We start from the raw sequence: 13,036 nt of genomic DNA on the forward strand, positions 1-13,036 counted from the left end.
TGGTGTAAGAACAAAGTACGGTCAAAATTTTTAAGGTTTTGACCGCACTTTGCTTTAGGATGGTTTAGATGTGTTTTATGCTTTACGTTGCAAAATAAAAACACGACAATCATAGGGATTATCCGCATCCGCTTGGCGATATTCTTCAAACTCGATGTTCCATTCAGCCCAATTAATTTCAGGGAAGAAGGTGTCACCGTCAATGTCTGCTTGAATTTGCGTGAGGTACAATTTATCTGCTTTAGGTAAATATTGTTTAAATAACTCTCCGCCGCCGAGCAACATAATTTCATCAAATTCTTTGACAAAATCGACCGCACTTTCAAAACTATTTTTCCAGATGACACCTTCATGTTCGTAAGGCGTGCGTGAAAGGACAATATTAGTCCGTTTCGGTAGTGGGCGACCAATGCTTTCGAAAGTTTTACGGCCCATAATCACCGGTTTTCCCGTAGTGTTTTTACGAAACCAGGCTAAATCAGCAGGCAAGTGCCAAGGCATTTGATTATCTTTTCCGATGACGTTATTTTTTGTTATCGCAACGATCAAACTTAATGTCATATTTTCTATCCTATTTTTCTTTTTTTGCATTATATCATAGCTATTCAGAAAATCTGAATTTGAGATGGTTTTTTTCGTGATTTTTATTAATTTTAGTGCTAATTTAACCGCACTTTTCTATTTTTTCACTGAGGACAAACTATGTCGGCAAATCGCAAAACAATCGTCGTAAAATTTGGTACTAGCACATTAACACATGGTTCCCCAAAATTGAATGCGCCTCACATGGTCGATATTGTTCGCCAGATTGCCCAGCTTCATCAAGCGGGTTTTCGTGTCGTGATTGTGACATCAGGTGCGATTGCAGCAGGACGGCATTATTTAAATCATCCTCAACTTCCGCCAACCATTGCGTCAAAGCAACTTCTAGCTGCAGTAGGGCAGAGTCAGCTGATTCAAGCCTGGGAAAAATTATTTGCGATTTATGATATTCATATTGGACAAATTTTATTAACTCGTGCTGATATTGAAGACCGTGAACGTTTTTTAAATGCGCGCGATACATTACATGCCCTGTTAGACAATCATATTATTCCTGTGATTAACGAGAATGATGCGGTGGCAACAGCTGAGATAAAAGTAGGAGATAATGATAACTTATCTGCATTAGTCGCGATTTTAGTGCAAGCGGAACAACTTTATTTATTAACGGATCAACAAGGTTTGTTCGAAAGCGATCCTCGTAAAAATCCAGATGCGAAATTGATTCCAGTGGTTGAGCAAATTACTGATCATATTCGTTCGATTGCAGGCGGTAGTGGTACAAACCTTGGTACTGGCGGGATGAGTACAAAAATTATTGCAGCAGATGTGGCAACGCGTTCAGGTATTGAAACGATAATTGCACCAGGTAGCCGACCTGATGTGATTGTGGATTTAGCCTACGATAAACCAATTGGCACGAAATTTATTGCACATCATTCAGATCGTCTCGAAAGTCGTAAACAGTGGTTATTTGCAGCTCCATCAGCGGGTATGCTGACGATTGATGAGGGTGCTGAAAATGCCATGTTAGTACAGAATAAATCGTTGCTGCCTGCAGGAATTACGGCTGTGGAAGGGTGTTTCTCACGTGGTGAAGTCGTCAAAATTAAGAATACCTCAGGTAAAGTGATTGCACTTGGTATGCCGCGTTATAACAGCGATGCGTTGGAATTAATCAAAGGGAAAAAATCCCAGGAAATTGAGCAAATTCTTGGTTATGAATACGGTGCAGTTGCGTTACATCGCGATGATATGATTGTGTTATAGCATTAAAGATTTATCATCTACTCAAAGGTTATTCTTGAAAATATCGTAGCCAATTTTAGTGGGTAAATATATAGGAGGTATAAGTGTAGTTCCTTATTGACTAAAGAGGGGCGGGATATTGGCATGATGATAACCATTTTTTCATCTATAGCTATCGCAGTAATAACAACGGTGATAGGAAATAAAAAAAGTGCGGTTATTTTTATTTGTACCGCACTTTTAATGTTTTATTTTTTCATTACATTCCTATGACGACACAGCTTGCTACAGGTTTTGCTGTATCTTGAACAGCAGTTGCGGCATCTCGACTGCTAAATGGTCCTACGCGGACACGATTCCATTCTTCATTTCGCATAATTTGTGCATTTACACCCGCCATCGCAAGACGACCTTGTAAACTTTCTGCTTGTGCGCGATTTTTAAATGCGCCACATTGCAAACCAAATTTTTTACCACCAGCCTGTACTTGCTGTTCAGCAGGTTTCGGTTCGGCTTTTTTCGGTTGCTCTATTTTAGCTGGTTCTGTTTTTACAGGTTCTGCTTTTACCACATCCGCTTTTTTCGGCTGTTCAGACTTTTTAACTGACTCAGGCTTTTTCGCCTCTGTTTTTTCTGTTTGCTGAGCTGGCTGAGCTTGAGCTGTTTGTGCTGATTGAGCTTGTTGTGCTTGAGCTGTGGTTTTTTCTGTATTCGCTGCTTCTTGCTCTTTACGTTGAGCTTCTAATTTTTTTGCTTCCTCTGCTGCCTTTTGCTCTTTTTCCATTTGAATCAGCACTTGACGCTGCTCTTCCGTCAAACGCATATTTTTTTCAACAGAAGAAGGATTATTATCCACCGGCACAGTACGGGTTTCTAATTCTTTAATATAGTGCCATACTTCTTCTGGACGATTTGGTAACACACTTTTCGGTTGCGGTTTTTCTGGTTGAACCGTTGTTGTCACTACAGGTTCAGGCGTTTTGCTTTTTAAGAAATAAAGCCCTAAACCAAAACCTAATACCGCCACTAATGCAAGACCAATTAAGGTATTGCGATTGAAACTTTTCTGTGCTTTCTTTTTATTATTTTTTGAGCCGTTTCGACCGGCAAAATCTCGATGAGCCACGATACAATCCTAAAATATTCGATTAATTAAAATTAAAGTGTAAAAAATACTTAATTCTACTGAAAAACTGTGCATTTTTCTAGGGGATTTTGCTAACTCAAGTCCAATGGATCCACGTCTAAAATCAACCGCACTTGAGAAGGCTTTATTAACTCTGGCGAGTACCGACTTAATGCCGTGTGTAATTGTTTCCGAGAAGCATGCTGTAATAATAACTGCCAGCGATACTGCCCCGCTTTTTTGCTGAACGGTGCGGGAATCGGCCCCAACACTTGCAAGCCTTCAATTTTTTGTTCATAGAAAAAAGAGGCTAATTGTGACAATGCATTTTCCGCCTCTTCAGAATGACGACATTGTGCTTTAAACAACGCTTGGAAACTAAACGGAGGCAAGCCCATATTATGGCGTAACTTCAGCGTTTCTTCTGCAAAGGCTTGGTAGCCTTTTTCAAGCAAGGTGGTTAATAACGGGTGATCCGGATAATGTGTCTGCAAAACCACTTCGCCCTGTTTTTCAGCTCTGCCTGAGCGTCCTGCAACTTGTACATAAAGTTGCGCTAAACGTTCTTCGGCTCTGAAATCAAGGGAAAATAAGGCATTATCTACATTCACTAAAGCAACCAAAGTGACATTCGGAAAATGGTGTCCTTTAGCTAACATTTGTGTGCCAATTAAAATCTGGCTTTTACCTTGCTGAATATCCTCTAAATAACCTTCAAGCTTGCCTTTTCGTGCTGTGCTATCACGATCGATACGTGCAATATTATATTGAGGAAAACGTGCTTTTAGGGTTTCCTCCAGTTGTTCTGTACCTAAACCCGTTGTGACTAAATGTGTTGAACCACAATGGCCACATTGCATCGGCACTGTTTTTTGTGCACCACAATGATGGCAGCGTAAAACGCGCTGATGTTGGTGATAAGTATAAGGTTTTTCGCAATGATGACATTCATCAATCCAGCCACATTCATGACATAACAACACGGGCGCAAATCCACGTCGATTAAGGAACAACAACACTTGGTTGCCTTTTTCTAAGTGTTCTTGCATACGTTGCAATAGCGGTTCGGATAAGCCGTTTTGAATTCGTTGATGTTTTAAATCAATCACAAACTGGCGAAGTGCGGTCGCATTTCCAGCCCTTTTTGATAGCACCAAATGATGATATTTACTATTTTGTACGTTATTCACACTTTCCAAACTTGGGGTCGCAGAACCTAACAAAATAGGAATATTGAGTTTTTGCGCTAACACAATGCCTAAATCTCTCGCATGATAACGCCAACCATCTTGCTGTTTAAACGAGCCGTCATGTTCCTCATCTAAAATGATTAAGCCGAGATCTGAAAACTGGGTGAAGAGCGCCGATCTCGTACCAATCACGATCGCACTCTGTCCTGTTTTTGCTCGCTCCCAAACATTTAAGCGCTGTGTATCATTCAAGTTGGAATGCAATACATCAATTTCTACATTAAAGCGAGCTTGGAACCGTCTCACGGTCTGAGGGGTAAGTCCAATTTCAGGAACAAGCACTAAAACCTGTTTGCCTTTCTTTAAAACTTCTTCAATGTATTGCAGGTAAATTTCAGTTTTACCTGAACCGGTCACGCCCTCTAACAACCACACATTAAAGCCTTCTTGGAAAAGTAACTGGCTAAATGCAAGGGCTTGTTGCTTGTTTAAGGTCAATCGATTATCAAGATTAACTAAAGGATTATCCCCTAAAGCCTGCTGCCAACTTTTTTGTTCTGTAGGCACAATAATCTCTTCCACATAATCTTTGCCTTTAAGGGATGACCAAATTGCGGAACTAATTTCATTGTTACCTTTTTCTAGATCTTGCGTGAGCAACAAATTTAAGGCTTCAATTTGTTTTTTAGCGCGTTTTAATTCACCCGATTCTAATGCTTGTTTTCCAAGGTCCGTAATACGCCAAAAAGTGCGGTCATTTTTTACCGCACTTTCTCCATTACGAAGTTTGACTGGCAAGGCTTGAAACAACACATCACCTAATGCTGCACGATAATAATTAGCCGACCAAGCTAACCAATCCCAAGTTGTGGAATTAAAAAGTGATTCAGCATCAAGCACATCAATAATCGGTTTTAACTTTTCTTTTGCTACATCCGAAGAAGCGGGCAAATCTACCACGATCCCGACTCGTTTTTGCGAACCAAAAGGCACCAACACGCGTCCACCTACGACTGGCATCAAGTCGGGCGAATAGAGATAATCAAAAAATCGGGGAAGCGGTACGGCTAATGCAACTCGGACAATATTCATAACAAAAAACAATTAAAAATTTTCGCTATTATACGGGAATTAGGTGGAAAAATCCCACAACCTTGCCTTTTAGTGTATAATCGCCGCCAATTTTAATTAAGCGAATAAAAACCATGACAGAAGAGCAAAAAACCTTTGCTGATCAAAAACGTAAAACCGTTGAAACGGCTGAATTTACAGAAGATGGTCGTTATAAACGTAAAGTTCGTAGCTTTGTGTTGCGGACGGGTCGCTTAAGTGATTTTCAAAAAAACATGATGAACGATCACTGGGCTGATCTTGGATTAGATTATCAAAACACCCCTTTTGATTTTGCCGCGATTTATGGCAATACAAACCCCGTTATATTAGAAATTGGCTTCGGTATGGGGAAATCTTTAGTGGATATGGCGAAAGCGAATCCTGATAAAAATTATCTCGGTATTGAAGTACACACACCTGGTGTAGGTGCTTGTATTGCTTATGCAGTAGAAAAAGGCGTGAAAAACCTTCGCGTGATTTGCCATGATGCCACTGAAATTTTACGTGATTGTGTGAAAGATGGCGAATTGGGCGGTTTACAACTTTTCTTCCCTGACCCTTGGCATAAAGCAAAACATCATAAACGCCGTATTGTTCAACCGCACTTTGTAGAGCAAGTCGTCCAAAAATTACAACGAAATGGCTTTATTCATATGGCAACGGACTGGGAGAACTATGCAGAACAAATGCTTGAAGTGCTTTCAGCCAATGAAAATTTAGTCAATACTGCCGAACAAGATTATATTCCACGTCCTGATTTCCGCCCTCTCACAAAATTTGAGGCACGCGGTCATCGTTTAGGTCACGGTGTGTGGGATTTATACTTTAAGAAAAAATAATCATCGAGATGATGACTATACCCATTACCTTAACATAGGAGAACATTGAAATGACAACTCGTAATCAACGTCAACGTAAAAAACTTCACTTAGCTGAATTCCAAGAATTAGGCTTTTTAGTGAATTGGCAATTTGCTGAAGGAACCAGCATCGAAACTATCGATGAAACCGTTGATCGTTTTATTGCTGAAGTGATTCAACCAAACGGCTTAGCTTATGAAGGTAGCGGCTATTTACATTGGGAAGGCTTAGTTTGCTTAGAGAAAATCGGCAAATGTGATGAAAGCCATCGCCAATTAGTACAAAAATGGTTAGAAGAGAATAAATTGCAACAAATCGAAATCAGCGAATTATTCGATATTTGGTGGGATTACCCAACAAAAAACGCGTAATATTTTTAAGCACACTTCAGGGCGGATCATTCGCCCTATTTAATAATCATTTTCACTTATTTTTTAACAATTTATTTACATTAATAACATATTTTAAAAATATCCTTGATCTAACTCAATAAAAGTGTATATTTTTTGAAAATTACTCCTTTTAGGTAGTTACTATCTTGTCATTAGAACTGGATAATGCTCCCCTTGAAAATACCGAACTTTAAAGAAAAATATGGCGATTGAAAATCCTTCTCGCAGACAATTATTACGTGGGCAATTTTTACAATCGTTACATTCTGAAAACGCTAAAATTCAAGGTATAAATGCTATCCGTCCACCTTGGTCGGTAAACGAAACAGACTTTACAGATAAATGTACTCGATGCGGTGATTGCATACTGGTATGTGAAACCCAAATTATCGTAAAAGGTGATGGTGGTTTTCCTGAAATACAATTTGACAAAGGCGAATGCACTTTCTGCCAAAAATGTGTTTTAGTCTGCGAACAACCGATTTTTCGTTCATTAGAAGAAGAGCCTTGGGCACATAAAGTTGAGATTACAACGCAGTGCCTCACAGAAAATCGAGTGGAATGTCGAAGTTGCCAAGATAGCTGTCCGATGAATGCCATCCGTTTTCGATTACAGCTTGGTGGTGTGGCAAAACCCATTTTAGATTTAGAAAGTTGTAATGGTTGTGGTGCTTGTTTAAGCGTTTGCCCAACAAAAGCAATAAAAATTTTTAATATTGAAACAAATATCGATGAGTCAATTTAGCGAAAATGAGAACTGGTATGTATGCAGCATTGTTGTGCAAGCCAGACCAGAAAAACTTAACCAAGTCAAAGAAGCCATTTTAGCGATTCCAACTGCTGAAATTCATGGCGAAAAATCTGATGAAGGCAAATTGGTGGTCACCCTTGAAAGTAACCGTCAATTAGCATTAGCGGATCTTATGGATGAAATTAAAGATATCCCAGGAGTGATTGTCGTTTCTTTAATTTCTAATTACTTAGATGAAAAATAAATAATTTAGGTATACATGCCATTTTGTATATTCTAAAAAATTCAACAACGAGTGGGGAAAACTATGGAACTTAATCGTAGAGATTTTATGAAAGCCAATGCTGCGCTTGCAGCAGCAGCGGCTGCCGGTATGACCATCCCTGTTAAACAGGTTGATGCGGCAGAAGATATGGGCATCAAATGGGATAAAGCGCCATGTCGTTTCTGTGGTACAGGATGTAGCGTATTGGTAGGAACCAAAGATGGTCGAGTTGTTGCGACTCAAGGTGACCCAGATGCAGAGGTAAACCGTGGTTTAAACTGTATCAAAGGTTACTTCCTTTCTAAAATCATGTATGGTGCAGACCGTGTAAAAACGCCATTATTACGTATGAAAGATGGTAAATTCCATAAAGAAGGTGACTTTACACCAGTTTCTTGGGATCAAGCTTTCACTATCATGGCGGAAAAAATCAAAGACATCTTGAAGAAAAAAGAACCGAATTCAGTTGGTATGTTCTCTTCAGGTCAAACAACCATCTACGAAGGTTACGCAAAAGTAAAACTTTGGAAAGCTGGTCTTCGTTCAAATACTATCGATCCTAATGCTCGTCACTGTATGGCGTCTGCAGCGGTTGCGTTTATGCGTACATTCGGTATGGATGAACCAATGGGTTGCTATAACGATATCGAGAAAACCGATGCATTTGTGCTTTGGGGTTCAAACATGGCGGAAATGCACCCAATTTTATGGTCTCGTATTTCTGACCGTCGTCTTTCTTCTGATAACGTGAAAGTTGTAGTTATGTCAACATTCGAACACCGTTCGTTTGAATTAGCTGATGTGCCTATCGTATTTAATCCACATGCAGACCTTGCAATCCTTAACTACATTGCAAACTACATTATCCAAAACGATAAAGTAAACTGGGACTTCGTTAATAAACATACTAAATTCAAACGTGGTGAAACTGATATCGGTTATGGTCTACGTCCAGAACACCCGCTTGAAGTTGCAGCGAAAAACCGTAAAACTGCAGGTAAAATGTATGACTCTGACTTCGAAGAATTCAAGAAAATCGTTGCACCTTATACATTAGACGAAGCACACCGTATTTCTGGTGTACCAAAAGATCAGCTTGAAACCCTCGCGAAAATGTACGCGGATCCAGAACAGAACTTAGTTTCTTACTGGACAATGGGCTTTAACCAACACACTCGTGGTGTATGGGTTAACCACATGATCTATAACGTACACTTATTAACCGGTAAAATTTCTAAACCAGGTTGTGGTCCGTTCTCATTAACTGGTCAACCTTCAGCTTGTGGTACAGCGCGTGAAGTGGGTACTTTCGTTCACCGTTTACCAGCGGACATGGTAGTAACCAATCCTAAACACGTTGAAATCGCTGAGAAAAAATGGAAATTACCAAAAGGTACCATTCCAACTGTACCTGGATACCCAGCTGTACAACAAAGCCGTGCATTAAAAGATGGTAAATTAAACTTCTTATGGCAACTTTGTACCAACAACATGCAAGGCGGTCCAAACATTAATGAAGAAATTTTCCCAGGCTGGCGTAACCCTGAAAACTTCATCGTTGTTTCAGACCCTTACCCATCCGTTTCTGCAGTTGCAGCAGACCTAATTCTCCCTACTTGTATGTGGGTAGAAAAAGAAGGGGGCTATGGTAACGCAGAACGTCGTACCCAATTATGGCGTCAACAAGTGAAAGGTCCTGGTGAGTCTCGTTCTGACTTATGGCAAATTGTGGAATTCTCTAAATACTTCAAAACAGATGAAGTATGGGGCGAAGAATTATTAGCTCAAATGCCAGAATATCGTGGTAAGACTTTATATGAAGTACTTTACGAGAATGGTGAAGTAAACAAATATAAAGTACCAACGGATGTTCCAGGATACATCAATGATGAAGCAGATCACTTTGGTTACTACCTACAAAAAGGCTTATTCGAAGAATACGCAAGCTTTGGTCGTGGTCATGGCCATGACTTAGCACCATTTGATACTTACCACCAAGTACGTGGTTTACGTTGGCCGGTTGTTGACGGTAAAGAAACCTTATGGCGTTACCGTGAAGGCTTTGACCCGTATGTTAAAGCAGGCGAAGATGTTGCGTTCTACGGTTATCCGGATAAAAAAGCAATTATCTTAGGTGTGCCTTATGAAGACCCTGCAGAATCACCAGATGAAGAATATCCATTATGGTTATGTACTGGTCGTGTACTTGAACACTGGCATACCGGTACCATGACTCGTCGTGTACCTGAATTACACCGTGCGTTCCCGAACAACTTAGTTTGGATGCACCCAGCGGATGCGAAAAAATATGGCTTACGTCATGGGGATAAAGTGAAATTAATTACACGACGTGGTGAAATGGTTTCTTACTTAGATACCCGTGGTCGTAACAAATGTCCTCAGGGCTTAATTTACACAACCTTCTTTGATGCCGGCCAACTTGCGAACAAATTAACATTGGACGCAACCGATCCGATTTCAGGTGAAACCGACTATAAAAAATGTGCGGTTAAAGTAGAAAAAGCGTAGGATTTTCCTTTTGTTTTTAGTCACTCCTCTCTTTCAAGAGAAGGGAATTTAAAATAAGAGCGGTCAAATTTTGCAACATTTTCACAAAATCGGGCCGCTTATAAAAGGAAACGCAGATGAGACTTGATCCTAACCGTCGTCAGTTTTTAAAAAATGTGACAAGAACGGCTGCCGGAGTGTGTGGGGTTGGTATTATTCTTGGCTTACAGCAACAACAAGCTAAAGCTAAAGAAGGAATCGCCTTACGTCCACCTGGTGCTTTACCGGAAAAGGATTTCTTGGCAGCTTGTACCCGTTGCGGACAATGTGTCCAAGCGTGTCCATATGATATGTTGCATTTAGCTTCGCTAATTTCACCAATGGAAGCGGGCACACCGTATTTTATCGCTCGGGATAAACCTTGCGAAATGTGTCCGGATATTCCATGTATGAATGCTTGTCCAAGTGGTGCATTAAGTGAAGAGCTTAAAGATATCAATGATGCTAGAATGGGCTTAGCCGTCTTGCTGGATCATGAAACCTGCTTAAACTGGCAAGGTTTACGTTGTGATGTTTGTTATCGAGTTTGCCCATTAGTGGATAAAGCGATTACGCTTGAACGCATCCACAATGATCGTACGGGGATTCATGCAAAGCTTATTCCAACCGTTCACTCTGATGCTTGCACTGGATGTGGTAAATGTGAACAAGCTTGTGTGTTAGAAGAAGCGGCAATCAAAGTCTTACCGATGGATATCGCCAAAGGACTGCTCGGTCGCCACTATCGCTTAGGTTGGAAAGAAAAACAAAATGCGGGAAAATCCTTAATTGAGGAACAACATCCGGATGGCTTACGTCCAGCAATGGATGCTCGTACGCCAGAAGACTTACATGAGCCGGTTTATCAACCAATGCAGGTTCAGCCAAACCAAAAAGTGGCAACACCGAATCGTGCAACAATGGATTATGTTCCAAATCCAACCACAGTGCCGGAAGCTGAACAGTTCCCGAATTTGGATTTAAACATTAAGGGGGTTAAATAATGGCTGAAAAATATACCCCGAATAAGCCAAAAGATGCTGGCTTAGAAGCACGTCAAAAACTTGGTTGGTGGCATGCTTATCGCTTTTTAATTCTACGTCGAATTAGTCAATTAAGTATTATTTTAATGTTCTTAAGCGGCCCGATTTGGCAAGTTTGGATTCTAAAAGGCAATTACAGCTCAAGCATGCTTTTGGATACTGTGCCATTGACAGATCCATTGATTACCGCTGAAAGTTTAGTGACAGGTTACCTACCAGAAGTCACAACGATTATTGGTGCCTTGGTTATTGTCATATTCTACGCCATCATTGCGAGCAAAGCCTTTTGTAGTTGGGTTTGTCCAATGAATATTGTGACTGATGCAGCAGCTTGGTTACGCAGAAAATTAGGTATTCGACAATCATTAAAAATTTCACGTCAACTTCGCTATGTGATTTTAGCCGTGATATTAGTTGGTAGTGCAATAACGGGTACACTCTTATGGGAATGGATAAACCCTGTTGCAGCACTTGGACGCATATTCGTCTTTGGAACAGGTGCAACGCTTTGGTTGGTAGCAGTTATCTTCCTATTTGACTTACTTGTTGCTGAACATGGTTGGTGTGGTCACCTTTGCCCAATTGGCGCGATGTATGGTGTGATTGGTGCTAAAAGCCTAATTAAAATTAATGTAGTCGATCGCGATCGCTGTGACCGTTGTATGGACTGTTATAATGTTTGCCCAGAACCGCAAGTATTAAGACTTCCTTTGCACGGTGGATCAGAAGACAGTCAAATCATATTGGCAAAAGATTGTATTACTTGTGGACGTTGCATTGACGTTTGTGCAGAAAATGTATTTACATTTGGTTCTCGCTTTGAGAAACAAATAAAAATTAAAAATATTTAATTATTGAATGGAGTGGATTTCATGAAAAAATCATTTATTTTCATGCTGGCTTTATGTAGTGGATTGGCATTTGCCGATGCGCCGCAAGTTGCAAACAGCATTGATAAAACAGCAGAAAGTATTGCACCAGCATTTACGAATCCTTATAAAGATGTTGGTAATATTCCTGTAACCTTCCCTCACCAACCACCACTTGTTCCACACAGCATTCGTGGTTTACAAGTGACTAAGAATGCTAACCAATGTTTAGGCTGTCACTCTCCGGATGTTGCTCCAACAACGGGTGCACCTCGCGTACCTGAAAGCCACTTTTTAACACGTGATGGACAAAAAACAGAAGGCACTTCGCCACGTCGTTATTTCTGTTTACAATGCCACGTTCAACAAACTAACGTGAACCCAATTATCCAAAATAAATTTGAAACTATTCGTCAAATGCAAGGTAAATAAGGAGCTAAACCATGATTAAATCAAGCATTCAGAAAGTTTGCCGTTGGTTACGCTCTCCGAGCAAAATGGCAATTAGTGGGGTTATTTTATTAACTATCATTGGTACTATCGTTGGAACTAACCTGTTTAATGCTGGAATGGCGACAACTAATACAGAGCAATTCTGTTCAGACTGTCATACTAATGACGTTGTACCTGAGTACCAAGCGTCAATCCACTTTAGTAACCGTTCAGGTGTGAAAGCAATTTGTTCAGACTGTCACGTTCCACATGAATTTATTCCAAAAATGGTTCGTAAAATGCAGGCATCGACTGAAGTTTATGCTCACTTTACAGGTAAAGTCGATACTAAAGAAAAATTCGAAAAACATCGTTTAGAAATGGCTGAACGCGAATGGGCGCGTATGAAAGCGAATAACTCACAAGAGTGCCGTAACTGCCATAACTTCAATGACATGGACTTTACTCAACAAAAAACTGTGGCACAACAAATGCATGCACTTGCCCAGGAACAAAACAAAACCTGTATCGATTGTCACAAAGGTATTGCACATAACCTTCCACACATGGAAAAAGTACAACAAAGCTTTATTCCAGCGGATATGTTAAAAGCAAATGAAAAACCTGCTGATAACAAAGAGGCAAAATAATCTTATA

At 40.2% G+C, this 13,036-nt stretch carries 13 protein-coding genes; 10 read left to right on the forward strand and 3 right to left on the reverse strand.

Annotated elements, in window-relative coordinates:
- Window positions 1-75: 75 nt before the first annotated feature.
- Window positions 76-561 carry a type 3 dihydrofolate reductase gene (folA, locus tag ACXVWP_RS02135; protein WP_297568857.1) on the reverse strand — a complete coding sequence of 162 codons (486 nt, stop codon included), beginning with the start codon at window positions 559-561 and terminating at the stop codon, window positions 76-78.
- A 141-nt stretch (window positions 562-702) separates the two neighbouring features.
- Here folA and proB point away from each other — a divergent pair, with 141 nt between their 5' ends.
- Window positions 703-1,812 (forward strand): glutamate 5-kinase, encoded by a 1,110-nt coding sequence (gene proB, locus ACXVWP_RS02140; RefSeq protein WP_297568856.1) that lies wholly within the window; start codon window positions 703-705, stop codon window positions 1,810-1,812.
- Window positions 1,813-2,050: 238 nt separating this feature from the next.
- Here the strand turns inward: proB and ftsN are convergent, their stop codons facing one another.
- On the reverse strand, window positions 2,051-2,917 hold the full coding sequence (ftsN, locus tag ACXVWP_RS02145) for a cell division protein FtsN (RefSeq protein ID WP_289901557.1): 867 nt from the start codon (window positions 2,915-2,917) through the stop codon (window positions 2,051-2,053).
- Between the two features lie 92 nt (window positions 2,918-3,009).
- Window positions 3,010-5,199 carry a primosomal protein N' gene (gene priA / locus ACXVWP_RS02150; protein ID WP_289901556.1) on the reverse strand — a complete coding sequence of 730 codons (2,190 nt, stop codon included), beginning with the start codon at window positions 5,197-5,199 and terminating at the stop codon, window positions 3,010-3,012.
- 113 nt (window positions 5,200-5,312) lie between these two features.
- Between priA and trmB the strand changes: the two genes are divergently transcribed.
- From trmB to ACXVWP_RS02195, 9 genes are all read left to right on the forward strand, one after another.
- Entirely contained in the window at window positions 5,313-6,059 is a 747-nt protein-coding gene (trmB, locus tag ACXVWP_RS02155; RefSeq protein WP_289901555.1) for a tRNA (guanosine(46)-N7)-methyltransferase TrmB, read from the forward strand.
- Window positions 6,060-6,109: 50 nt separating this feature from the next.
- On the forward strand, window positions 6,110-6,451 hold the full coding sequence (locus tag ACXVWP_RS02160; RefSeq protein WP_049356286.1) for a YggL family protein: 342 nt from the start codon (window positions 6,110-6,112) through the stop codon (window positions 6,449-6,451).
- A 223-nt stretch (window positions 6,452-6,674) separates the two neighbouring features.
- The gene (gene napF, locus ACXVWP_RS02165) at window positions 6,675-7,217 is read left to right on the forward strand and encodes a ferredoxin-type protein NapF (protein WP_289901554.1); all 543 of its coding nucleotides are present in this window, start codon (window positions 6,675-6,677) and stop codon (window positions 7,215-7,217) included.
- Window positions 7,204-7,467: a chaperone NapD gene (locus ACXVWP_RS02170; protein WP_049367905.1), complete on the forward strand. Its 264-nt coding sequence runs from the start codon at window positions 7,204-7,206 to the stop codon at window positions 7,465-7,467. Before napF ends, ACXVWP_RS02170 begins: the two co-directional genes overlap by 14 nt.
- Window positions 7,468-7,530: 63 nt before the next feature.
- Window positions 7,531-10,017 (forward strand): nitrate reductase catalytic subunit NapA, encoded by a 2,487-nt coding sequence (napA, locus tag ACXVWP_RS02175; RefSeq protein WP_289901553.1) that lies wholly within the window; start codon window positions 7,531-7,533, stop codon window positions 10,015-10,017.
- A 116-nt stretch (window positions 10,018-10,133) separates the two neighbouring features.
- Window positions 10,134-11,039, forward strand: a complete 906-nt coding sequence (gene napG / locus ACXVWP_RS02180) for a ferredoxin-type protein NapG (protein WP_049356291.1) — start codon at window positions 10,134-10,136, stop codon at window positions 11,037-11,039.
- Window positions 11,039-11,929: a quinol dehydrogenase ferredoxin subunit NapH gene (gene napH / locus ACXVWP_RS02185; protein ID WP_126470602.1), complete on the forward strand. Its 891-nt coding sequence runs from the start codon at window positions 11,039-11,041 to the stop codon at window positions 11,927-11,929. Before napG ends, napH begins: the two co-directional genes overlap by 1 nt.
- Before the next feature lie 21 nt (window positions 11,930-11,950).
- Window positions 11,951-12,379, forward strand: coding sequence for a nitrate reductase cytochrome c-type subunit (locus ACXVWP_RS02190; RefSeq protein WP_049356295.1), 429 nt, complete (start codon window positions 11,951-11,953; stop codon window positions 12,377-12,379).
- A gap of 11 nt (window positions 12,380-12,390) precedes the next feature.
- Complete coding sequence (locus tag ACXVWP_RS02195; RefSeq protein WP_289901551.1) at window positions 12,391-13,029, forward strand: NapC/NirT family cytochrome c; 639 nt, start codon at window positions 12,391-12,393, stop codon at window positions 13,027-13,029.
- The last annotated feature ends 7 nt before the right edge of the window (window positions 13,030-13,036 follow it).

The sequence above is a fragment of the Haemophilus sp. SZY H56 genome (genome assembly GCF_054332415.1).